This window comes from Streptomyces soli (assembly GCF_003999195.1).
In the GTDB taxonomy this organism is placed as follows: Bacteria; Actinomycetota; Actinomycetes; order Streptomycetales; family Streptomycetaceae; genus Actinacidiphila; species Actinacidiphila soli.
The window spans coordinates 1-22,126 of record NZ_RJVR01000405.1 but is presented as its reverse complement, the minus strand read 5'-3'; the positions used below and the strand labels follow the sequence as shown (position 1 = coordinate 22,126).

Annotated in this window: 22 protein-coding genes and 3 pseudogenes; 14 read left to right on the top strand and 11 right to left on the bottom strand. The window is 70.3% G+C overall.

Features of this window, described 5'->3' with window-relative positions:
• The first annotated feature begins 260 nt into the window (after positions 1-260).
• Positions 261-533, top strand: a complete 273-nt coding sequence (locus EFK10_RS46680; protein ID WP_127361676.1) for a hypothetical protein — start codon at positions 261-263, stop codon at positions 531-533.
• A gap of 36 nt (positions 534-569) precedes the next feature.
• Here the strand turns inward: EFK10_RS46680 and EFK10_RS46675 are convergent, their stop codons facing one another.
• Both EFK10_RS46675 and EFK10_RS52485 read right to left on the bottom strand, forming a co-directional pair.
• On the bottom strand, positions 570-944 hold the full coding sequence (locus EFK10_RS46675) for a helix-turn-helix transcriptional regulator (protein WP_127361675.1): 375 nt from the start codon (positions 942-944) through the stop codon (positions 570-572).
• 306 nt (positions 945-1,250) lie between these two features.
• A complete protein-coding gene (locus EFK10_RS52485) occupies positions 1,251-1,382 on the bottom strand; it encodes a hypothetical protein (protein ID WP_265737619.1) in 132 nt (43 codons plus the stop codon).
• A 177-nt stretch (positions 1,383-1,559) separates the two neighbouring features.
• On the opposite strand from EFK10_RS52485, the pseudogene EFK10_RS46670 reads away from it, so the two are divergent.
• A pseudogene (locus EFK10_RS46670) lies at positions 1,560-2,309 on the top strand (L-threonylcarbamoyladenylate synthase); the annotation flags it as partial.
• A gap of 57 nt (positions 2,310-2,366) precedes the next feature.
• On the opposite strand, the gene EFK10_RS46665 reads toward EFK10_RS46670, so the two are convergent.
• Positions 2,367-3,107 carry an IS6 family transposase gene (locus EFK10_RS46665; RefSeq protein WP_127361677.1) on the bottom strand — a complete coding sequence of 247 codons (741 nt, stop codon included), beginning with the start codon at positions 3,105-3,107 and terminating at the stop codon, positions 2,367-2,369.
• 48 nt (positions 3,108-3,155) lie between these two features.
• Here EFK10_RS46665 and EFK10_RS46660 point away from each other — a divergent pair.
• The 3 genes and pseudogenes from EFK10_RS46660 to EFK10_RS46650 form a co-directional block, all read left to right on the top strand.
• Positions 3,156-3,725: pseudogene (locus tag EFK10_RS46660) on the top strand (aromatic-ring hydroxylase C-terminal domain-containing protein); the annotation flags it as partial.
• Positions 3,726-4,051: 326 nt separating this feature from the next.
• Positions 4,052-4,207 carry a hypothetical protein gene (locus tag EFK10_RS49170; protein WP_206305865.1) on the top strand — a complete coding sequence of 52 codons (156 nt, stop codon included), beginning with the start codon at positions 4,052-4,054 and terminating at the stop codon, positions 4,205-4,207.
• 136 nt (positions 4,208-4,343) lie between these two features.
• Positions 4,344-5,234: a hypothetical protein gene (locus EFK10_RS46650; protein ID WP_127361674.1), complete on the top strand. Its 891-nt coding sequence runs from the start codon at positions 4,344-4,346 to the stop codon at positions 5,232-5,234.
• Between the two features lie 78 nt (positions 5,235-5,312).
• Here the strand turns inward: EFK10_RS46650 and EFK10_RS46645 are convergent, their stop codons facing one another.
• The 3 genes from EFK10_RS46645 to EFK10_RS46635 form a co-directional block, all read right to left on the bottom strand.
• Complete coding sequence (locus tag EFK10_RS46645) at positions 5,313-5,630, bottom strand: type II toxin-antitoxin system PemK/MazF family toxin (RefSeq protein ID WP_127361673.1); 318 nt, start codon at positions 5,628-5,630, stop codon at positions 5,313-5,315.
• Positions 5,627-5,836 (bottom strand): hypothetical protein, encoded by a 210-nt coding sequence (locus EFK10_RS46640; protein WP_127361672.1) that lies wholly within the window; start codon positions 5,834-5,836, stop codon positions 5,627-5,629. Before EFK10_RS46640 ends, EFK10_RS46645 begins: the two co-directional genes overlap by 4 nt.
• 89 nt (positions 5,837-5,925) lie before the next feature.
• Positions 5,926-6,420: a hypothetical protein gene (locus EFK10_RS46635; RefSeq protein WP_127361671.1), complete on the bottom strand. Its 495-nt coding sequence runs from the start codon at positions 6,418-6,420 to the stop codon at positions 5,926-5,928.
• Between the two features lie 356 nt (positions 6,421-6,776).
• On the opposite strand from EFK10_RS46635, the gene EFK10_RS46630 reads away from it, so the two are divergent.
• Entirely contained in the window at positions 6,777-7,088 is a 312-nt protein-coding gene (locus EFK10_RS46630) for a DUF6416 domain-containing protein (protein ID WP_240677906.1), read from the top strand.
• Between the two features lie 452 nt (positions 7,089-7,540).
• A complete protein-coding gene (locus tag EFK10_RS46625; protein WP_127361669.1) occupies positions 7,541-8,326 on the top strand; it encodes a single-stranded DNA-binding protein in 786 nt (261 codons plus the stop codon).
• Between the two features lie 1,335 nt (positions 8,327-9,661).
• Here EFK10_RS46625 and EFK10_RS51770 read toward each other — a convergent pair.
• The 3 genes from EFK10_RS51770 to EFK10_RS46610 form a co-directional block, all read right to left on the bottom strand.
• A complete protein-coding gene (locus EFK10_RS51770; RefSeq protein ID WP_240677905.1) occupies positions 9,662-10,063 on the bottom strand; it encodes a hypothetical protein in 402 nt (133 codons plus the stop codon).
• Positions 10,050-10,559 carry a non-homologous end joining protein Ku gene (ku, locus tag EFK10_RS51765; RefSeq protein WP_240677904.1) on the bottom strand — a complete coding sequence of 170 codons (510 nt, stop codon included), beginning with the start codon at positions 10,557-10,559 and terminating at the stop codon, positions 10,050-10,052. Before ku ends, EFK10_RS51770 begins: the two co-directional genes overlap by 14 nt.
• Positions 10,560-10,685: 126 nt before the next feature.
• Positions 10,686-12,098 (bottom strand): helix-turn-helix transcriptional regulator, encoded by a 1,413-nt coding sequence (locus tag EFK10_RS46610; RefSeq protein WP_240677903.1) that lies wholly within the window; start codon positions 12,096-12,098, stop codon positions 10,686-10,688.
• Between the two features lie 315 nt (positions 12,099-12,413).
• Between EFK10_RS46610 and EFK10_RS46605 the strand changes: the two genes are divergently transcribed.
• From EFK10_RS46605 to EFK10_RS51760, 6 genes and pseudogenes are all read left to right on the top strand, one after another.
• Complete coding sequence (locus EFK10_RS46605; RefSeq protein ID WP_127361668.1) at positions 12,414-13,574, top strand: cytochrome P450; 1,161 nt, start codon at positions 12,414-12,416, stop codon at positions 13,572-13,574.
• Positions 13,575-13,630: 56 nt separating this feature from the next.
• Entirely contained in the window at positions 13,631-15,028 is a 1,398-nt protein-coding gene (locus EFK10_RS46600) for a preATP grasp domain-containing protein (protein WP_127361667.1), read from the top strand.
• Between the two features lie 34 nt (positions 15,029-15,062).
• Positions 15,063-16,022 carry an aspartyl/asparaginyl beta-hydroxylase domain-containing protein gene (locus tag EFK10_RS46595; RefSeq protein ID WP_164836524.1) on the top strand — a complete coding sequence of 320 codons (960 nt, stop codon included), beginning with the start codon at positions 15,063-15,065 and terminating at the stop codon, positions 16,020-16,022.
• A 49-nt stretch (positions 16,023-16,071) separates the two neighbouring features.
• Positions 16,072-17,217, top strand: a complete 1,146-nt coding sequence (locus EFK10_RS46590; RefSeq protein WP_127361665.1) for a glycine amidinotransferase — start codon at positions 16,072-16,074, stop codon at positions 17,215-17,217.
• Positions 17,214-18,431: pseudogene (locus tag EFK10_RS46585) on the top strand (ATP-grasp domain-containing protein); the annotation flags it as partial. The gene EFK10_RS46590 and the pseudogene EFK10_RS46585, both read left to right, overlap by 4 nt.
• A 73-nt stretch (positions 18,432-18,504) precedes the next feature.
• A complete protein-coding gene (locus EFK10_RS51760; RefSeq protein ID WP_127361663.1) occupies positions 18,505-19,311 on the top strand; it encodes a class I SAM-dependent methyltransferase in 807 nt (268 codons plus the stop codon).
• A 232-nt stretch (positions 19,312-19,543) separates the two neighbouring features.
• Here EFK10_RS51760 and EFK10_RS46575 read toward each other — a convergent pair whose 3' ends face one another.
• Together EFK10_RS46575 and EFK10_RS46570 are read right to left on the bottom strand one after the other, a co-directional pair.
• Positions 19,544-20,530 (bottom strand): phosphotransferase family protein, encoded by a 987-nt coding sequence (locus tag EFK10_RS46575; RefSeq protein WP_127361662.1) that lies wholly within the window; start codon positions 20,528-20,530, stop codon positions 19,544-19,546.
• A gap of 59 nt (positions 20,531-20,589) precedes the next feature.
• On the bottom strand, positions 20,590-20,919 hold the full coding sequence (locus EFK10_RS46570) for a hypothetical protein (protein WP_127361661.1): 330 nt from the start codon (positions 20,917-20,919) through the stop codon (positions 20,590-20,592).
• Between the two features lie 161 nt (positions 20,920-21,080).
• On the opposite strand from EFK10_RS46570, the gene EFK10_RS46565 reads away from it, so the two are divergent.
• Positions 21,081-22,126 (top strand): helix-turn-helix domain-containing protein (locus tag EFK10_RS46565; protein ID WP_127361660.1); only part of this gene is annotated, 1,046 nt, incomplete at its 3' end.

The window sequence follows — 22,126 nt, the reverse complement described above, 5'->3', positions numbered from 1 at the left end:
GCCCCGGCAGTCCGCCGGCAGACGCCGCTCCCGCCGACGACGGGCGAGTCGCAGAGGTCGCGCACCCGATGGTGCGGCGCGGTGACACCATCGTCGTCGACTTCGCCATGGACCTCGAGACCTGAGCCCGGACATGACGAAGCGACCCATCACCTCGGCATGTCCCGAGGGGCGATGGGGCGCTGTCGTGTGTGGGGAGTCAGGACAGCCGCCGTCGTGGCTGGCCTTCATCAACCAGCGGCGGACGCGTCGGTGCGCACGTGCTGGTTGCGGGCTTCCTTGACGGCGCGCTCCCATTTCCAGGTCGGCTCGTTGTGCCGTGCCGCGAGCTCGGCGGCGACGCCGCGGTGGTAGCCGTTGTGGCGCAGTTCGGCGAGGGCGGTGGCGATGCGCTGCTGGGTCTCGGGCTTGCGGTCACGGGATTGGGGGCCAGCCGGGCGTCCGGCGGCGCCGGTGTTGTCACCGGTGCGCTTGCGGTCGAAGTCCTGCAGGTCGGCGCGGCGGAAGGTACTGGTGCTGGCGTGTGTGTCTGAGCCGCTGCGGTGGATCTTTGAGATGACCGGCGTGGATCATGTCCTGCGGGTCTTTGACACCGTTACCGACGCGGAAGCGGTCTTCGGCGGCTGAGCCACTTTCCCGTTCTCGCGGTCGACAAGCAGGTCAACGAGGGCACGGAGCCTAAGGTCGGCTTCCGCCGGATGCCGCAGCGGTCGGTCGAGGCTGAGGGTGTATTGGTTGCGCCGTCCGACCCGTTGCCGGTGCAGATAGCCGGCCTGTTCGAGGTCGGCGATGATGGCCTGGACCGCTCGTTCGGTGATGAGGCAGGCGGCGGCAATGGTTCGCAGCGGTGCATCCGGGTTCCGTGCGATGGCCAGCAGCACCCTCGCATGGTTGGTCAGGAACGTCCACCGGCGGTCCTGGTGATCCATGGCGTCAGCAGCCATCCCATTATGTGCGATGAAGAATGCCGGAAATCCTCATCATCTATTTTGGCACGCCCGAGCATGATCGGAATCAGCCATGGGAAACGTCGCTACAGCCGTTGTACGACGGAGATTGATCTTGGTTGGTTCGGTGGCTGACCCGGCCTCGGTGCAGCGGAATAGCTGTAGCGCTGTGCGTTTGATTCAGGCACGGCGCGGGCCAGTGGTTCGAGTTCTCCGGATGATTGGGGTGCGGATGGCGTCGTACACCGAGTCGTCGACGACGTGCTCCGAGGCGGTAATAACGTCGGCCTTCACCGTCCATCGCTAGCCCTGGCGCTCCACGGCAACGAAGACAGCGTGCTGCTGCTTGGCCTGCCTGTACGCGGTGTTGAAGGCGTCCATGCCCGTGGCGTCGGGGATGAGGCCGCAGGGGTAAGGGGCCGGCAGCGGCTGCATGGGGAGCATCGTGCCAGGACGGGCGGAGCGGCACGGGCATTGGCACGGGTGAAAGCGGTGCTACCGGTGGTGTGGCGGGCCGGACGGGTGTGGTGGCGGGGGCTTTTGGTTTGTCGTTATGCGCCGATGGGACCACGGAATGTGGGGGAGCGGAGTAGTGGGATGATTGCGAGGGTGATGGCAAGAACCAGTGACATCGAGAAGGCGGCCGGTGTACTGCGCGCCGGGGGCCTGGTGGTTTTCCCGACCGAGACCGTCTACGGTCTGGGCGCCAACGCGGAGGATCCCGACGCAGTCGCGCGCATCTTCCAGGTCAAGGGGCGTCCGCCTTCCCACCCCCTGATCGTCCACATCGGCGGCGCGGAGCACCTGGGTGGCTGGGTCGAGGAGGTGCCCGCGACTGCGCGCCTGTTGGCCGAACGGTTCTGGCCGGGGCCGCTGACGCTGGTCCTGCGGCGCGGTCGCCGGGTTCCCCTCGAAGCCACTGGTGGGCTGGAGACGGTGGCTGTGCGGGTGCCCGACCACCCCGTGGCACTCGCGCTGCTGTCGGCCTTCGGCGGTGGTGTGGCGGCCCCGTCCGCCAACCGCTTCGGCTCGGTCAGCCCCACAATGGCGGACCACGTCCGTGCGGAGCTCGGTGATGCCGTCGACTTCGTGCTGGACGGCGGCCCCTGCGAGGTCGGCGTCGAGTCGACCATCGTCGACGCCACGGGCGGTGCCCCGGGCGTCCTTCGGCCCGGCGGGGTGACGCGCGAGGACCTTGAAGCGGTGCTGGGGTGCCCGCTTGCGGTCCATTCGACGAGCCGCGTTCGGGTGCCGGGCCAGCATCGGTCACACTACGCGCCGCGGGCGCGGGTCGTCCTCGTCGAGCCCGAGAAGGTCGTCGCCGAAGCGGAGCTCTCGCAGGGGCGTTGTCACGTTGTTGGGTGTGTGGGTGTCTGACGGTGCGTCGAGGCGTGGCGGGGTCCAGGTGCTGGCCTGTGCTCAGGCTGCGGTGGGTTGGCCTGTGACGCCGGTGACCTGGTCCCAGATGGCGAAGCGGACGGTCATCTCGGCTCGGTGTTGGGGGGCGGTCATCAGGTGGCGGTGGGGGCGGAAGTGGGGTGAGATACCACTGAACGCGGACAGGAACCGCTGCGCGGCGCCGGTACTACGGAAGCCCTTCATGGCGCGTTCGCGCTGCCTCGTCGGCTGGTGGCTGTTCTCCGCCCGGTTGTTCAGTCCCTTGTGGGAGCGGTGCTCCACCGAGGGCATGACCTCGCGGTGGGCCGCGCCGTAGGAACGCAGCTTGTCCGTGACGACCACCCGCGGAACCGCCCGGGTCTTCTTCATCAGCCTGCGGAAGAACCGCCTGGACGCGGCCTTGTCGCGGCGGTTCTGCACAAGGATGTCGAGCACGTTGCCGTCCTGGTCGACAGCCCGCCACAGATACTTCCGGCTCCCGTTGATCTTGATGAAGACCTCGTCCAGATGCCACTTATCACCGGGCCGGGGACGGCGGCGGCGCAGTCCGTCGGCGTAGGCCTGCCCGAACTTCCCACACCGCCGCCGGACGGTCTCGTAGGAGACGATCACGCCGCGCTGGAGCATCAGCTCCTCGACCTCGCGGTAGGACAGAGGGAAGCGGAAGTACAGCCACACGCAGTGGGAGATCACCTCGACCGGGTACCGGTGACCCCTGTACGACGGCGGCACAGACGACACCAGCGATCCCCTTCCCAGCATGATCAACCCGAAGATCATCCCACCCGGTCAGCCAACGTGACAGCGCCCGCCGCGGTGATCGGCGGCCGGTCGCCGGAAGGGCTGCTGGACACGTACACCTCCGAGCGGCACCCAGTCGGCGCGTGGGTTCTGGACTGGACCCGGTCCCAGGTCGCGGCCATGCGCCTGGACCCACAGTCCCGGGCCCTGCGCGAGATCGTCAGCGACCTGGCGGGGACGGTCGTGGGCACCACGTACCTCACCGCGCGGCTCAACGGTGCCGGAGTGCGGTACGAGCTGCCGGGCAAGCACCCGCTGACCGGCCGCAGCACCCCGGACCTCGAACTCACCGACGGCGGCCGCCTCGCGGACCACCTCCACGGCGGCCGGGCGCTCCTGCTCGACCTCACCGACGACCCGGAGCTCCGGGCCCTCGCCGCGGGGTACGCCGGCCGCGTCGACACCCTGACGGCCGGCTGCCCGTCCCGCCCGGAACTGGCGGCGGTCCTCGTCCGTCCGGACGGCTTCACGGCCTGGGCGGCCGACGCGGGGGCGCAGGCGCCGACGTCGACGGTCGGGCTGGCGGAAGCGCTGGACGAGTGGTTCGGAGTGCCGGAGGGCGCGGTGACGCCGGGCTGATCCGCCGCTCCGGCCGCCGCCCGCGCTACGGACCGCCTACCGCACCCGCCGCCACGCATAGCCGCCACCATCCACGGCGACCACGTGCTCCTCCAACTCGGGGACCCGCCCTCACCGGTCCCCGGGCCCTTCGCGGGCCTGTTGCTGGAGTGGATCAACAGCCGCGCCAACATGAACACAGCCACGAACCGTGACTCCCGCTGGCTCTTCCCCGGCCGCCGGGCCGCACAGCCGATGAACCCTACGCGCTTGCCGCCTCGATCAACGATCTCGGCATTCCGACGACCGCCAGCCGGGCGGCGGCCATCCGCCAGCACGTCCTGGAGATGCCCGCCCCCGTCGTCGCCGATGCTCTCGGCTACCACCAGGTCACCACCGCCAAGCTCGCCTCACAGACCGGCGCCACCTGGAGCCGGTACGCCGCCGGGGACCACCTACGATCACCATCCGGCTGGACACCACAGCGAACTGACGACAGTTGAATAGGGAGTTCACTTCCAAGGACCCGGCGTTCGCGGAGAAGGTCGCCGACGTGGTCGGCCTGTACCTGGCCCCGCCGGGTGGCGCGGTGAGTTGCGACTGCGTGATCCTGCCGGCGTTTTCGGAGCGGAGGCCCGCATGATCCACGCCGACCCGTACATGGTCCGCGACCACTGGCTGCACCAGGGCAGGCACGGCTACGCCGAGGAGACCCACGAGGGGTACGGGCGGGATCTCGGCCGCGTCGACGAGCGCGGCCACTCGATCGACCTGGCCAAGCTCGCCGACTACAAGGCGGCGCGCGCGGCCGCGCAGGCCGCCGGGGAGCCGTTCGATCAGCGGCCGCCGCCGCTGGGCTGGATCCCGTTCATAGCGGAGCTGGTGTGGGAGGCCACGCCCTGGCACGTCGATGCGTGGCTGAACCAGTGGCAGGGCGCGGTGCGGTCCCGCAGCCGGCGCCGGTCGGCGGTGTTCGGGTTCTACGAGCACGCCGTGGGCGAGGGCATCGTGCCGGGCAACCCGGCCCGCCCGATCCGCAACGGCGTCACCGCGGACCTGCCGGGCCGGGTGAAGCTGACCCGGCGGCAGGCGGGGATGCTGCGCTCGGCCGCCGACCGCTACGCCGCCCCCCGCGACCGGCTGCTGGTGTACCTGCTGCTGGCCGATCTGCGGCCGGGGCAGGTAGTGGGCGTGTACATGGAGAGCATCTACCGCGAGCAGCAGCGGGTGACCTCCAAGGTGCCGCTGAAGGGCGGGGGCAGCGAGAAGTGGGAGTGGCCAGCCGAATGCGTGGAGGCGCTGGACGGCTACCTGCCGGGCCGGATGTGGCGGCAGCCGCACTCCTCGGCCGGCACGGGGCCGCTGCTGACGTCCCGTAACGGGCGGAAGGTCGACGCGGAGTCGACGCCGCGCCGGATCGTGCGGGAGGTGGCGGCCGCGCACCCGGGGCTTGTGGAGCTGGCGCCGCACATCACCGCGGACGGGGTGGCGCTGAGCCTCAGCCCGTTCGCCGACGAGGACCAGGACTAGGACGACGGTGGGGGCCAGCCCGGCGGGGCGTGAAGATTTCGCGCCGGAAATTAAGGGTGGTGTGGGGGCGGGGGTGGGTTACAGGTCCAGGACGGCACGCACGGCGCGCTCCACGCGCTCCATGTCGTCGGCGGAGAGGTAGCCGAGCAGCTTGCCGTCCTCGAACCGTTGAGGACGGAAGGCCGCGATGTCCGGCGCCATGACGACGCCCTGCACGGGAGAGGCGATCGGCACGGTGACGAGGGTATCCCGCGCGTCGTCCGCCTCCTGGATGAGCAGACATACGATGCCGCCCGGGTGCAGCCGGATGACGGCCGAGTTCTCCAGGACCAGGACGGTTCGCTCCCGGCCCACGGTGGGCACACGCCACACCGACCCCCGCTGGATGTCCGTCACGCCGCGTCCGCCTCGATGGCGTCGAGCACGTCGTCGACCGGGTCGGCCGCGCGCAGCCGGCGGTACTCGGCCATGCCGTCGTTGAGCAGCTTCTCTTCGAGGGCCTTGGCCGCGAAGTCCGAGAGGTTGCCGCCGCTGGCGGCGCGCGCACGCTTCGCCAGATCGGGCGGCAGCGTAATGCTGACCTTCTCCCTGGGTGTCGTCATGACATCAATCCTACCGTCGGGATGATTCAGGCGTGCCCGGGGGGCGTGAAGTTTTCCGGGCCCGGGGAACGGCTGTTCCAGATCGTGCGCTAAGCCGGGTCCGGCGTCGCCTCCGCGTCGGCGTCGCCGGGCATCCACACGGGGCCGTCGTACTCGGCGCTGGCCAGGGTGTTGCCCTCGGCGTCGAGCAGGTGCAGCACGTTGTTCGCGGCCTGGTCCTGCCAGTCGTAGCGGTGCCGGGCGGTGTTGCGGAAGCGGGCACTGTCCGGGCTGGGCCGGCGGGGGTCGTCCTCGTACCACGCCTCGACCATCCACGACCGATAGTCCGGCCGCAGCTGCTCCACCAGCTGGCGGAGCTCGCGACGTGGCCGCGGCACCTGGTCGGCCTCGGGCAGATACAGCGGATCGTCGCTGGAGGGGTGGTTCTGGTAGCGGATGACGGCGGCGACGGGGTGGGAGAGCTCGCTCTCCCACGCCTTGCGCCGGTCGTGCCTCTCGTCGGCAACGGCCCGGCGGGCGGCCTGCTCGGCCGTGCGGCGCTGGTGGTCCTCCCACAGCCCGGCGGCCTCGGGCGGCAGCAGCACCGCGAGCGCCTGGCCGTGCTGGGTGATGACCGTGCCCTCGCCGCGGGCGGCGGCCGCCAGCAGCCAGCGACATCAGATTGCATGCCAGACCCCGCAGCAAGGTGCCGCTGGCGCTGCCGATGATCGGCGCCCGCAGGATGCCGACGCCCTGGGCATGACCGTCCGCTTCGAACCCATTGAGGCCGCTTGAACCCACCGGACGGGCTGGCGTTCAGACGTTATTTTCGGACCAGTGACCGGATCTTGAACGGTCATGCGGCGGGGGCGAGTTGTTCTTGGTAGAGCCTCATTCGCGGTGGGCTGAGCACTCTGGTGAAGAGGGGCACTACGATGCTCCGGAATGGGGCCCGGAGGACTTGGAGCGCGCCGCAGTGTTCCTGGCTGAACTCGCGCCGCAGGCCCTGCGGGTGTTCGAGTACCTGCTGCGCAACCCTGGCCGGAGGATCCACTGCACGGAGCTGGTGGATAAGGTCCTGGGCAGGCCAAATGAGGGCGATCCGGCGCGGCGCGTGGCGGGTGTGCTGTCCGGGATGAGCAAGGGACACAGCAACAGTGGGCGGCGGCTTCCGTTCTACTGGTGGAAGGCCCCTGAGGGGAGCGCGGGCGCAACGTACGCAGTCCGCCCCTCGGTGGCAGCGGTGTTCCTGGCCGCTCAGCTCGGCCAGTGACTCCACCGCCCGTGGCCTAGGGCGACGGTTGCCCGAGCCACGCCGGCATCTGATCCGTAGCTCTATGCGGATCGGTCCTTGGCGGTCATACCAGCCGCGCAGCGGCCGTGCGAGGCCACCAACGGACACCGATGGTTGCGGTGGTGCTGTACGTGCTGTAGACGCGTGGCCTTCTCCCGGCCTCCCCGGCTGAGGGTGGGAGGTCTTCCCATACTGAGCTTGCTCGGCGCTCACGCGGTCGGCGGAGCCTCCTGAGCCCAGTCGAAAGGCATCGGCGCACCCTGCGGGAGTACCCAAGGGCAGGGGAGCATGCGCGCCGTTGACACTCGCGGATCCTGATGAAGGCGAAGGCATCCGTGTGTGGTGAATCCGTTGAAACAACAACGTGGTGAACTTTTGGCCAACGCCGTACGCTCCCTCTGATCGACCAAAGACTTCGTGGGGGGACATTCATGCGTACAACCATGCGCCTTGCCCTGCTCGGCACCAGCGTCGCGCTGGTCGCCACCGCAATCGGTGCGACCGCCGCCCAGGCGGAAGACGGCGGCGCGGGCAACATCACGATCGACAAGGTCGTCGTCAACGGCGGCAAGCCGGTCGTGGTCGGTACCACCAACGTGGTGTCCGCCAAGGTCTCCGTGACCGCGTCGGACGATTCGGGCATCGCCGAGACCACGTACATCAGCGCCTTCGGTCCGAAGCCGAACTACGCGCAGATCTGGTACGACGACGGTGAGATCACGTGCGTCAAGGCGAGCGCCACCACGTCGACCTGCACGGGCACGCTGACGTTCGACCCGCAGGCGTCGACCGGCTTCGTTGACAACGGCGCGGCGGCCACCTGGAACCTCGGCACGCTGGTCTCCGCCAATGATTACGACTACATCCACCGGGACGCGGCCACCACGTTCAAGGTGCAGCGCTACTCGAAGCTGACGGTCAACGCTTCGCCGGAGCCGGTGAAGAAGGGCAAGACCATCACCGTCACCGGCAAGCTCTCCCGGGCCAACTGGGAGGACAACCAGTACCACGGCTACACGAACCAGTCAGTGAAGCTGCAGTTCCGCAAGAAGGGCAGCAACACCTACACCACGGTGAAGACGATCAAGTCCGACTCGACGGGCAACCTCAAGACGACCGTCACCGCCTCCACCGACGGCTACTTCCGCTACAGCTTCGCGGGCACGACGACGACTCCGGCGGTCAACGCGACCGGCGACTTCGTAGACGTCCAATAGCCACGCACTGACAGCGTTGAGACCTGACGCGGGAGAACGCCGATTCGACCACATGCGACCGTCACACCACGCCTGGCCGAGTCTCAGCGGATGTCCAGTAGGGGCGCCGTCCTAACCGGGACGGCGCCCCTACTGGTATGACGGTGATCCTTTGAACCTGTGGCTTCATCCTTATCAGGTCGATCCTGGGAAGCCCTGAAGCGAATCGAACAGGGCAGCCCCTGAACGCCGAACCTCTTGGCGTCCACGGTCATCCATCCGTGTCCGCCGCCGTTGGTGTCAACGATGGATGTCAACGCCAGGGGCGCACCCGCCCCCCGCCACTGAGCAACTACCCGCGCGACCGTCACTGCCACGGTGAGTCGAGAGGGCCATGAGGGCCGTTGTCGGGCGTTGCCGGTTGCTGGGGTTGCTGTACCTCATTGCTGTACCGCAGCCCTCGTGCCAGGCCGTTGTCAGTGTCGCTTGCTAGTGCTGTGACCACATAGGTTCGCCGGGTTGCTGGTTGGGGCGGTTGGATGTGCGGTGACGTTCTGATCCGACCGGTGGAGGTGCGGTGGCCGAGCCAGTCCGTGTGCGCAGACTGACCGACCAGGAGGGGCAGAAGCTGCAGCAGATCGTGCGCCGGGGGCGAGGCGCCGTACCGGGCCGAGTAACCGGACGCGACGTGCAGGTGGGTGAACCCCATGACGCCCTCTGATCTCCGTTGGCCCTTGCTGCCTCGTTGTGGACACCCCTCACTCGAACGTTTGTACGAACAGGGTAGCGCGCGTGGCGCATGGCGACGAAAGTGACGCGACGGGACTGGGCAGGTCATCACCCCTTTGAGTGACAGCCGCCTTCCACTTCAACCCATCCCACGCGAGCGGCCGGAGCCGTCAAATCCCATGCCTGTACGAGGCGTTCACCTCCGCGGCTTAGGCTCGCGACCTCCAATTCGCTGCCCTGGCGCTGCGGCAACGGAAGGCCAGGCAGCGCGCCGTGCCACCAAGCGCCAGAAGTCGTTGGGCAGCTCGTGACGACGACCCTCAAAGCCAACGCCCTGGGAAGTGCCGCAACCTGCCTCATAGAGAAGTACCAGGCTGGGACATGGGTTCCGACGCCTGAAGAGCTGCGCCTCGCTGACGGCCTGGCCCGCATTCGTTCCGGGCAGGTCTACGCGAGCTCCGGCCCGCTGTTCGCGAGGGCCACCTTGTCGGGGTGCTCGACCTGGCGGTCCAGGCACTCGAAGAGACCGGCGTCGACGCTGACGGCGCGCGGCTGAGCCTGCACGTCCTCATCGATGCCCTCGCGGCCGAGGTCTGACAGGCGCGCACGACCGATGGCCGGCGGCTGTCAGCCGGTACGGCGAGGCGGTTTCTTGGCGGCCGTCTTCTTCGCCTCGGTGCTCTTTGCCGGTGACTTGGCCGGGGTCTTCTTCGCGGGTTTCCGTGGCGTGGGGGGTTCGTCCTGGGCGGCGCGGGCGTCGATCGAGGCCTGCAGCGCGGCCATCAGGTCGACGACGCCCTCGGGCGGCGGCGCGGTTTCCTCGAGGGCCGGGACCGCCTGACCTTCCAGGCGGCCCCTCACCAACTGGTCCAGGGCCTTGTGGTAATCGTCGTGGAGGGTCTGCAGGTCGAAGTGTTCGGACATGGTTTCCATCAGGCTGCTGGCCAGCTGCAGTTCCTGAGAGTGGATCTCGATGTCTCCGGTTGGAGCGAGCCCCACGCTCGGGCGGATCTCATCAGGCCAGTGCATGGTCTGGAGGACCAGGACCTGGTCGTGAACGCGGAGCAGTGCCAGCGACTCGCGGCTGCCGGTGCGGAGTGACCTTGGTGATGGCGGCCTTGCCGGTGGAGGCCAGCGTGTTGCGCAGCAAGACGTACGGTTTGGCCGATGCAGGGTCGGCGGCGAGGAAGTAGGCCCGTGACAGGGAGACGGGGTCGATGTCGACGGTATCGACGAAGGCCATCACATCGATCATCTTCATGCTGGGCAGCGGCAGCTGAGCGAAGTCGGCATCGGTGAGTACGGCGGTTCGCCCGGCACCGTCCTGGTAGCCGCGGGCGATATCGGCGTAGGCGACTTCCTGGCCACACTTCTCGCAGGTCCGCTTCATGCGGATGCGGCCGCCGTCGTCCGCGTGCACCTGGTGCAAGGGCACGTCGTGGTCCTGCGTCGCGGCGTGGACGTGGACCGGGATGCTCACCAGCCCGAACGTGATGCTGAGCTTGGCAATCGTGGCGGGGGCCATACGCCCATCACATCCCCGGCCGGGAGCGAGCGCACTTCGGAGCCGGTCACGGCCGGCCGCCTACGAATCCGCCATCAGCGGCAGCCGGCCCCGGCCGAAGCCGCGTTCGAGGGACGGCCTGGGTGTTCAGACGAACGAAGGCCGGGCGGCCATGGTCCCGGGATTCCTCACCCCATAGACCCAGAGACGGGTTCTCACTGTGCGCCGGTGATGCACCAGGATTTCAGCCTGCGACGCGGAGAACGTCCAGGAAGTCGGTGACTTCCTGCGTGCCGGAGTACGGAGTGAAGGCGGGGGCGAGTTCGCGGACCATGGAGATACAGCGCGGAGCGCCGATGCGGCGGGCGAGGCCCAGGGACTGAGTGGCGGCTGCCGCCGCCGGTTCGGGCTGGCCGGCCCGCAGGAGGCCTTCGGCTTCGTAGGTGAGGAACACCGCCCTGGTCTTGTCGCGGCTCGGGGCAGCAGTGCCATGCCCTCGCCGATCAGGTGGTGGGCGCGGCGGTCTTGGCCCAGCTCTGACAGGCAGCGGCCCGAGTCGACGGCGAGGTCGGCGGGAGACATCCACGAGCACCAGGCCGGTGTGGGATCGGGGGAGGAGGTGGCGAGTTCGGTCTCGGCGGCGGCCAGGGACCGCCGGCACGCGGTGGCGTTGCGGAGCGCGGCGTGGGCGCGGGCCAGTCGCAGGTGCAGCAGTGAGCGGGCGGCGGGGTGGTGGGTGCGGGGGATGGCGTGCTGGAGGATGTCGACGGCGGTGCGGGGGTCGCGTAGCCAGGTGGACTGGTAGGCGAGGTCGGACAGGACGCCGGCACCGAGGTCTCGGTCGCCGGAGGCGTGGGCGCTGTGCAGCGCCGCATGCCAGTAGCGGCCCGCGGCCGCGTGCTGGCCCAGGTCGAAGCGGTACCAGCCGGCGGTCTGGGCGAGGGAGGCCGCCAGGACGTGCAGCCGGTGGCCGACCGGCCCGGAGTACCGTCCCTCCTCAAGCAGGTTGACCACGGTCGACAGGTGGGCGTCGAGCAGGGCGACGGTGTGCTGGCGCTGTTCGGTGACCAGGGTGGTCAGCTTGGCGCTGGTGGTCTCCAGCCAGTCGACCAGGTCGGCGTCGACGCGCTTGCCGTCCAGTGCGGCGACCAGGCAGCCGGGCTCGACCAGTGCCCATTGCTCGGCCAGGCCGGTCAGGACGGCGGCACCGTAGGACAGGAAACTGCGGCGGTCCAGCGATGTCATGAGGGCCTCCCGGACGGCGGGGACGGTGCTGCGCGGACCGAACGGCAGGGCGGTGTCATAGCCGGGGAGCCACATCGGCCAGCCGACAGCGGCGACAGCGGCCTGCTCGATCCCGAAGGCGTCGGCCAGGAGTAACTGCGAGTCGGCGTCGGGGACCTGGCGGCCGGCCTCCCACCTCCAGACCTGCTGCCGGGTGGTGCCCGAGCGCAGGCCCCGCCGCCTGGCGGCGTGCCGGACTTCACGGGCGAGGTCTTCCAGCGACATAGCGCGCCGCAGACGGGCGTGGGCGAGAGGGTGGCGGATCAAAGGCTCCACGAGCGCATCCCATCATGCGGCCTGACCGGCAGGGTACTGCTCTCGGCTGCTGCGCCACAGCAGCGCCACAGTCAACTCCTTCCCGGCCTCGAACAGTTGAGCTGTACTCGCTGGTGTCTTCGCACCACTTCGGCCACAACGCCGCCACCGGGTCCCATCGCCCGGCGCGCGTTCCACCGCCGGCCGAGGCGGCGCTTGTCAGAAGGGGGGCCGTCATGTCGTACGACCACTGATCTCATCTCCCGGGCCGGGCTGGCGCACCTGCCGAGCCCGGCCCGCTCTGTCCCCTGCCCGCACCGCCTGGAGGAGAGGCCGATGCCGTCCCTGCTCACCTACGATCCGCTGGACCCGGCGACGCTGGCCGACCCGTACCCGGTTCTTGCCGCGCTGCGGAAGAACACTCCGGTGTTCTGGCACGAGGGCATGCAGTGCTGGGCCATGACCCGGTACGCGGACTGCGTCGCCGTCCTGCGCGACCACGGCCGTTTCGCCCGCGACCGGCGGCGCACCGGAGCAGCGGTGCCGGAGCCGAGCCTGAATGTGCAGTCCCTGGACCCGCCCGCCCAGGCCCCGGTGCGCTCGCTGTTCATGAACGCCCTGCACGCCCAGGACCTCGACGCCCTCCAACAGCGGGCCCGCCGCCAGTTGACCGAACGGTTCGACCAGCTCGCCGACCGGGCCGAGTTCGACGTGGTGGCCGATGTGGCGGCGCCGCTGTCGCTGAAAGTCATCTCGGACCTGCTCGGCGTCGACGCACCCGACGTCCGGTCCTTCGCCGCCATCTCCGACGCGATCATGCGGAGCATGGACGGCGGCCTGGACCCGGCCGTCGTAGAACCGGGCCGGATCGCCCGGCAGGAACTGAGCACCCTGGTCCAGTCGTGGTTCGACGCCAGCAGCCGGCCCGGCCTGCTGTCGCACGTCCAGCAGCACGCCGATCAGTCCGACGACCTCGACCAGTACGTACGCAACACCGCCCGGGTGATGTTCCAGGGCGGCTACAGCACCATGGTCGCCGCGATCGGCAACGCCGTGCACACCCTGCTGCAGCACCCGCCAGCCCTGGAGGCGATGCGCGACCCGGAGCTGCTGCGCACCGGCGTCGACGAACTGGTCCGCTACGACGGGCCGGTGCAGGGAACAAGCCGGATCGCGACCGAGGCCTGCGAGATCGGCGGCGTCACCATCGGCGCGGGGGAGACCGTGCTGGTGCTGTTCGCCGCCGCCAACCACGACCCCCTCCGGTTCCCCGAGCCGGGCCGGCTGCTGCTGGACCGCTCACCCAACCGGCACCTCGGATACGGCTGGGGCACCCACGCATGCATCGGCACGGTCCCCGCCCAGGCCGCCCTGCGGGCCCTGGTGTCCACCCTGCTCGACCACCCGGCACAACTGCGCGCCGTCGGCTCGGCCCGGCGCCGCCGCACCGCGACCATGCGCGCCTTCGAAGCGCTGCCAGCGACCCTCCGACCCTGACCGCCACGAAGCCTGGCCCCACCAGCCCCGTTCACCGCACCGTTGGGAGTGACCCTGTGTCGAGAATCCTGATCGGCAATCACATCGACCCCGCCATCCGTGACCGGGGCGACCTGCGGGCGTGGACCCAGCGCGTCCTGTGGTTCGCCCGCGACGGCGACCTGGTCGTGCTGAGCGACCCGCCCGACCCGGCCTTCCTGAAGTACGTCACCTCCCTTACGGGCGTCGACCCGGACGGCCTGAGCATCCTGGTGCCTCCGCCCGGCCGCCACGGCGGCCGGCTGCTCGACCCCGAAAGCCTGACCAGCCCCGAGTTCGTGGCCACCGTCGCAGCCACGCTGCGCGCATCCGGTCCCGACCGGGTCGAGGAGGTCTTCGCGCTGTGGCCGTCGGCGTCGGTATCCCGGCTCGCCGAAGCCCTCGGCCTCGCCGACCGGCTCCCTGGCGCGGCGTTCTTCGCCCAGGGTGGCGGGGAGCTGGGCAACAACAAGGCCAACTTCCGGGCGCTCGCGGCCGGAGCCGGCGTGCCGACCCCCGCAGGAGCGGTGTGCCGCAGCACCGATGAGGCGATCGACGCCACCGGTCTCCTCCTGGCGGCCACCGGCGCGGTCATGGTCAAGCAAGCCCACAACGGTGCCGGTGTCGGCAACCAGCTCCTCTTGCGCGACCCCTCCCTCGCCTCCGATCACGTCGGCGCCCGCCACCTCCACCACCTCACCGGCGACGGCGCGGGGGCGATCGAGGCGTACTGGAAGGAACGCTGGGACTGGGCCACCGTGGGCGGCCGCTACCCAGTCGTCCTGGAGGAGTTCGCCCCGGACGCGGTGTCGGTCTACTCCGAGCACTACGCCGCCGACGCTGGAACATGGCCGACCGAGATGGGCACGCTGTTGTACGTCGGCCGGCGCCTGAGCCACCAGATCGTCCCGCTGCGCGGCATGCACGAGGCGATCCGCGCCCAGCTTCTTGAAGGCGGGACCCGGCTGGCCGAGGCCTACCGGGCGCTGGGCTACCGCGGCCACCTGTCCGCCGACGCCCTCGTCCTGCCGGACGAGCGCGTGCTGTTCACCGAGGTCAACGCCCAAGTCTCGGGCAGCCTGCACATCTACCAGGTCATCGCCCACCGCATCGTCGACACCGCCGCCGCCCCGCAGCGATCGGTGGTCGAGTACCACGTACCCCCCACCTGGGCCGTCCCCGACGCCGAGACGTTCTTCGGCGCGCTCGAGGAACTCGGCTGCGGCTACGACCGGGCAACCCGCACCGGCGTCATCGTCTCCATGCCCATCGTCGCGGCCAAAGGGGGCCAAGCCCAGTTCCTGTTCTGCCTCGCCTACACCACCGATGCCGACCGTCAGGCGGTGTGGCAGCAGCTGGACCAGCGCTTCGCGTCCGTGCCCGCCGACGCGTACCGCCCCAGCGACCGCGTCGGCGTGCAGGCCCGGCACGCCTGATGACCACCCAGCGCCCCCGGAGAGGACGTCCGTGATGACCACAGCAGGCCGCCCGCCGCTCGCCGAAGCGGCCCGGCTCACCCCGGCCTTCGATCCCGACCGGCTCGCCCGCGAGCTCGCCGAGGTCTCCGGCCACCGCTGGCAGCCCCAGCGCATCCACGCTCCCGGCGGCACCATCGGCCAGGCCGCCGCCATCGACTGGCGTGTCCTGCCGCTGCGCAACCCCGGCGGCGACGCCGGCCGCACCGACCCCGGCGGCCCGGGCCCGGTCTCCTTCGCGCCCACTGTCTGGCTGGAGCGGCTGCCGTACCTGGCCGAGATCCTCGCCGCGATCCCGGCGCCTCTGAACGCGGTCCGGCTGATGGCGCTCGGCCCGGGCGCCGCCTCGCAGCCCCACCGCGACCCCAAATACGCGCTGGACCGCGGCTTCGTACGGCTGCACATCCCGCTGGTCACCCATCCCGGCGCGGTGCTGATCCTCGATGGCGTGGAGCACCGGTGGCAGCCAGGAGAGTTCTGGTACGGGGACTTCTCCCGCGAGCACCAGGTCGCCAACACCGGTCCCGTCGTCCGGGTCCACGCGGTCATCGACGCCCTGCTCACCGAGGACCTGGCCGCCCTGTTCCCCCAGGACTGGCAGGCGGTCTTCGCCACCGCCGACGTGCTGTTCAACCAGCCCACCCCGCCGCCCGCAGCCTGCCCTGTACCGCTGCCTTTCGCCATCGACCTGCCGGGCAGCATCACCGACTTCGACCGCGACGAACCCCTGGACGGCCCGCTGCAGCCCGCGACGATCGACCAGATCAGCGGCGAGCTGACGCTGACCACCGGCGGCCGCGTCCTCGCTCTCGCCGCCGCAGGCCCGAACGAGTACCGCTTCGCAGGGTGGAGCGAGCAGCGCACCCTCCAGCTCACCGGCGACGGCGTACGGCTGCGCGTCCGCGGCGGCCGCTCTTTCACCGAGCGGTACCTGCCCGCTACAGCCGCCGTCTGACGATTCGGCACCGCCCCCATCCCCGCGCACGCAGATGAGGAACCCCGCCATGCGACTGCACAGCCACGACGACTTCACGCCCCTGCGCGAGATCATCGTCGGGTCCGCCGCCCACTACCTGTCCCATGACCGCGACGTGACTTTCGAGCTGTTCCACCACGAGAACCTGACCGGGTTCCGCTCGGACTGGGCCTACCCGCGGCTGGCTGCCACTGGCAGCGCCACCGTGCAGAGCTGGAGCATCAAGCAGCGTTACGCCGACGAACTCCACGAGGACGTCGAGGCCCTGGCCGCCACCCTGGCCGGTCTGGGCATCACCGTGCACCGGCCCCTGCCGCTGCCCCCGAACCCCGCCCCGATCGCCGGCCTGGGCTGGCAGGCCGCGCCCACCCCGGCCCTCAACATCCGCGACAACACCCTCATCCTCGGCGACGAGATCATCGAGACGCCGCCGGCGATCCGCTCCCGCTACCTGGAGACCCGCCTCCTGGCCCCGGTCTACCGCCGCTACTACGACAGCGGAGCCCGGTGGACGACCATGCCGCGCCCGGTCCTGACAGACCTGTCCTTCGACCTCTCCTACGCAAGGGACACCACAACGACGCTGGGCGGCCCGACCGAGCCGGTCGACGACCCGCAGCCGTCCGCGTACGACGTCGGCGTGGAGATGATGCTCGACGGCGCGCAGGTCCTGCGGCTGGGCCGCGACCTGGTCGTCAACATCGCCCAGGACAACCACCGCCACGGCGTCGACTGGCTGGAGCGGCACCTCGCAGGCCGCTACCGCATCCACCGCGTGCACCGGATGGCCGACAACCACATCGACAGCATGCTGCTCGCGCTGCGGCCGGGGGTCTTCCTCGCCCGGCACGACGGCATCCGCGACCTGCTGCCCGAAGCCCTGCGGTCGTGGCGCTTCATCGTCCCCCCGGAGCCCGACCCCGGAGCATTCCCCACCTACGACGACTCGGACTTGGTCCTCACCAGCCCCTACATCGACCTCAACGTCCTGAGCGTCGACCCCGACACGGTGCTGGTCAACGAGGACTGCACGGGCCTGATCAAGACGCTCGAAGCCGAGGGCTTCACGGTCGTGCCGGTACGGCACCGGCACCGGCGGCTGTTCGGCGGCGGCTTCCACTGCTTCACCCTCGACACCCACCGCGAGGGCGCCTGCGAGGACTACCTGACATGACCGCGCCCCGCGTCCTGCTGCTGGAGGCGGCCGGCCCCGAGTCGATGGCGCTCGCCGCCACGGCCGCCGACCGCGGCTACCAGGTCCACTCCGCCACCCAGCCCGCCACCCAGCTCACCTACAGCCCCGACCTGAACACGCTGCTGTCCGGCTGTGTACTGACCGACTTCTCCCGGCCCGACACGGCCATACGCGACATCGTGGAATACGCCCGCCGCACCGGCGTGGCCGCGCTGCTCACCGTCAACGAATACCTCACGCCGCTGCTGGCCCGTGCGTGCGCGGCCCTGGGCCTGCCCGGCAACGACCCGGCCCGAGCCGACGCCGCCCGCAACAAGGCCGCCATGCACCGCGCTTTCGCCCGCCACGGCGTCACCGCGCCCACCACCCTGGTCGTCGACGACGAAGACCAGCTGCGCCGCCTGCTGGCCGCAGGCCGGATCGCGTTCCCGTGCGTGATCAAGCCCGCCGACGGCGCCGGGTCCACCGGCGTCACCATCGCCCACACCGCCGCCGCGGCGATACCGGCGTGGCACGCCGCCCGCGCCACGCAGCGCATGTACGGGATGGCGGGCGATCGGCGTGTGCTGGTCCAGGACTACGTCGCCGGCACCGAGTACAGCATCGAGTCCCTGACCCAGCACGGCCGCACGACGCATCTGTGCGCGACCGCCAAGACCGTCACCCTCGGCGCGTACCCGGTCGAAGTCGGCCACAGCCTCCCCGCAGCCATGCCGCCCGCCGCCGAGAAAGCGGTGCACCACCAGGTGGAGCGGGCCATCGCCGCCGCGGGCATCCGCAACGGCGCCTCCCACACCGAAATGATGCTCACCCCCGACGGCCACTGCACGGTCATCGAGATCGGCGCCCGCATCGGCGCCGGCCACATCGGCGCCCTCATCCAGCACGCCCTCGGCATCGACCCGTGGACCGCACTGTGGGACATCGCCCTCGGCCAGCCCGCCGACCTCACTGCGACCCGCCACGACCACGCCACCGTACGGTTCCTGACCACCCCGCACACCGGGCACCTGCTGGCGGTGACCGGGCTGCCCGAGCCCGGACCGCACATCCCGCAGGTCCGGCTGCGCGCAGCCATCGGAGACCAGGTGGAGCCGACCCGGGCCAACCGCAGCCGGCTCGGCCACCTCATCGTCACCGGCCCCGACGCCACCGCCGTCGACCGCCACGCCGAGCGCCTGCTGGCCCGCATCACGATCCACATCGCACCCAGCCCCAGCCCCCGACGGAGCCCAGCCCGGCCGCACCGGCCGCGAAGGATGACTGATGACCGCAGCCTGCGACCCCGGACTCCCCTCCCAAGGACACGCACCGGCTCCGACAACCGCGGCGGACGAGTTCGACGCCCTGTTCCACGGCGAGGCTCACCGCCGCGCGTTCAGCCGCGCCTGCCATCTCGCCGACCCCGCACTGCCCCCGGACGTCGAGCCCTTCTCCTTCCTGTCCGCCGACCTGCTGCACCACATCGCCGCCGCCCTGGCCCTCACCGAGGACAGCACCCTGGCCGACCTCGGATGCGGACGCGGTGGCCCCGGCCTGTGGCTGGCCCGCACCGCCCACGCCCGACTGGTCGGCATCGACTTCTCACCCGTCGCCGTCGCCCAAGCCCAACACCGTGCCACCACCCTGGGAGTCGGCGACCGCGCCCACTTCGCGGTCGGTGACCTGACGGCCACCGGACTCCCCGACGCCAGCGTGTCCGCAGCCGTATCCATCGACGCCCTCCAGTACGCCCACGACCACACCGCCGCTGCCGCAGAAACCCGCCGGATCCTTCGGCCCGGCGGACGCCTCGTCATCACCGGCTGGCACCCGCGCCAGCACGGCGACCCACGACTGCCCGACCGCCACCGCCACACCCACTGGCCCACCGTGCTGCGCGCTGCCGGGTTCAGCACGGTTGAATGCCACGACCGGCCCGCCTGGAGCGACACCTACCTGCGCATCTACCGCACAGCCCTCCAACAGGGCGACCCCGGACGGGACGTGGCGCTGGCCGGGCTGCAAGGGGAGGCCCGTCGGCGTCTGCCCACCGCCCACCTCCTTCGCCGGGTCGCCATCACCGCCTGCTGAGGCGGCTTGGGCATGGAGGAACTCAACACCATCATTCGATGGGTACTGCGCAGCCCTGTGTCAGGCCTGCCAGTGTGGTCCGTGCCAGATCCGGAGTGATCAACATGAGCGGATGGTGGCAGCCGGGACTGACAGACGACTCCCACAAGGGGGTGGCTGGCACCTCCGTTCGGTATGCGATGCCATCGCGAGGCGAGCGGCACCTGCCGCTGGATCCCCGAGAGGCGGACGATCAGGTCAGGGCGGACAGGACGGTGGCCATGGTGCCGAAGGTGTTGTTCACGCCGTCGGTGTTGCCGAGGCGGTGGCGCTCCAGGCGGATCGCGCCCAAGTGTCGCGCCTCGTAGAGGTGTGAGCGCCACGCTGTGGCGGGGGAGCGGTCCTGGGGTCCGTAGGTGTCCCAGAACGCCACTCGCTCGTCCTGCTTCGCCAGGGCCATGCGGATCGTCCAGTCCGCGGCAGGGTCGCCCCACCAGGTCCGGTCCATGTCGAGAACCCCGCTGATCATCGGTTCTGCCGCGTGGTCGGCGAGCATCACGTTGACGGTCCACAGGTCGCCCGCCAGCAGGCGCGGCTGCGTGATCTCGTCGAGGACGTCACGGTGGTGGGCGGCAACGGCGGCGACCTTGCGCAGGTCGGCGGCGTCCAGTCCGACGCTGTCGAGGTCGGCGGCGATGTCCTCCAGGGATGCGGTCACCGCCGCGCTCCAGGTGGCGTACACGGGGCCGGCGACGGGCCCGAAGGACGGACCGCGCACGGCGTGCACGGTCCGGGCGATCGCACCCATCTGCCGGAAGAACACCGGCCACGCCGAGCGCGGGTAGCCGCCGAGGCGATCCGGGGCGGGAACGCCCTGGAGGAAGCTCTGCACCAGGTAGTCCCGGCCGATCACCTCATGGGACCAGTCCGCAGCGATGACCCGGGGCATCAGCGGGGCGATCGGCGCCAGCCATGGCACGCTTGCATACTCGTTGCGCATCAGCTCACGCTCGCTACGGAACTGCCGGCCCGGCTCTGGCGCCACCCGCACCACCACGGGGTGCTCCTGGCCCTGCAGGTCCACCCGGTAGGTGTTGTTGTACATCCCCGCACCCAGCTCGACCGCACGGACAGCAAGGGTGCCGGTGCCGAACACCCGCGCGCAGATCGCCTGGATCTCCTCAGCCGTCACCGTCTGCTGGAACGCCCCCGCGCCGCGCTCGATCGGCTGGAACTCCATGCTGCTGCTCCCTCGAAACTCAGGCGGTCTGGCCCGGGCGGGCCAGCCGGTCCGTGCGGTCAGAAGTAGGCCACGGAGTTCCGTGACCGATGGGGGGTCGAGGTGATCCGGCCGACGCGCGGGTCACCACGCAGCAGCTCGCCTTCCAGGGCGTACCGGTCGCCGTGCTTGGAAATCCCGGTGATCGTCGCCAGGGCGAGCACCGTGCCCTCGGGACTGACGATCTGCACTTCGTCCTGGGCCAGGGCGCGGTCGGCGTTGAACTTCCACACGCCCCGGCCGGCTTCCCACGCCTCGTCCTCGCTCATCCCGGGTCGCCACCCGATCAACGTGCGGCCCATGCTGTCGTTGACTGCCGCACGCTCGGCAGCCAACTGGATCTGCAGCACCCTCCCACCTCCAAAAACTTCTTAACTAGTTACAAAGTTAAAGGAAACTGCTCAGCTCGTCAATCGCTGCACCCGGGCGACACCTAGGCGAGAATTCAGGGTTAAATAATCAGCTAAATCTGGGGTTAAAGTCCGATAGGGTTGGGGCGGAGGTGAAGCAATTGCCCACCGAGGAAGAGCTGTTCGAGGCGGTAGACGCGCTACTGGAGGGTGAGCCGCCGTTGCCGTCGCCGGAGGAGCGGGCGCGGCTGCGTGAGGCGGCAGGAGTGACGCAGGCCCGTCTGGCGCAGGTGCTGCAGACGACGACTCAGACAGTGAAGAACTGGGAGACGGGTCGGTCTGAGCCGCGCCCGCCGCGCCAGCAGGCGTACCAGCGGCTGCTGGAGGGCTGGGCGGCGAAGCACCCGGCGCCCGTACCTGAGACTTTCGCCGGACCCACCACCGAGCGAGCACGACCTTTGTCCACGGGCCCGGTTGCTGAGCCTGACGGCACGACTGATTCTGAGACGCCCGACCCTACACAAGCTCCCAAGACGGCGGCCCCGGCTCATCCGGCGAGCACGGCCCCGCCGTCGCCGACGTCGCGACGCCCGGCTGCGAAGAAGGCGACGCCGAAGAAGCCGATCCCCGCAGCCGCCGCCGACCCGCGCTTCACCAACGGCCCGCTGGCCGTCGTCGACGTCGCGGACGGGCAAGTGTCGGCGTACTGCGTCGGCGGCCTGGTACTGGACGTCCCCGCCAAGTCCATTCCGGCGCTGGTCGATTGGACTCTGTCGGAGGCGAAGCTGGGGGCGCCCAAGCTGAGCGGGCGGGGCAAGGACGCTGACCCGCTGATCGTGCTCACCGAGGCCGCGTGCGAGCGTTACGGCCTGCCGCTCCACCTCACTGAGGAGGAGCGCCTGTCCGGTCGGCTGCCGGAGGGCCACAAGGTCATCAAGCAGTTGGCGCGGGCGGACTGGCAGCTGACGAAGCGCGGGTTCGGTCCGTGGGCGCGGATCTACCGTCCGGCGCAGGGCTCCGAGCGCATGTGCGTGCAGCTGTGCATCCCGGGCTGGGACGCGCTCGACACCCGGCACTGGGCCGGTGCCGGGCAGCTTCCGTCGGCGGAACTCGCCCGCCTGCTGGGCACGTATGCGACCCGGGTGATGACGCCGCGCGGCTCCACCGCCGTGACCGGCCTGGAGCTGATGACCGCCCTGCACCCGCC